The organism is Anabaena sp. CCY 9910, assembly GCF_963920875.1.
GTDB classification, from domain to species: domain Bacteria; phylum Cyanobacteriota; class Cyanobacteriia; order Cyanobacteriales; family Nostocaceae; genus Trichormus; species Trichormus variabilis.
On record NZ_CAWUDJ010000173.1, the window covers coordinates 1 to 212 of the forward strand.

The window sequence follows — 212 nt, forward strand, 5'->3', positions numbered from 1 at the left end:
CCGTTGATGACGCGGCAAATCACATCCGTGTCGGTGGTGCGCTCGACGGAAAGCTCGATGGCGCCGTCGTCAAGCAGCAACCGCGCGCCGGCGCGCACATCGCGCGCGAGGCCCGGGTAATTGGTCGAAACTTCTTGCGCGTCGCCGGAAACGGAGCGTGTGGTGATGGTAAACAAATCGTTCGCTTCAAGCGTCACCGGCTGGCCGCCTTT

Annotated in this window: 1 protein-coding gene; it reads right to left on the reverse strand. The window is 63.2% G+C overall.

Features of this window, described 5'->3' with window-relative positions:
- On the reverse strand, positions 1 to 212 hold a 212-nt coding region (locus tag ACM5QX_RS29720), incomplete at both ends, for a pyruvate kinase (protein WP_414756787.1).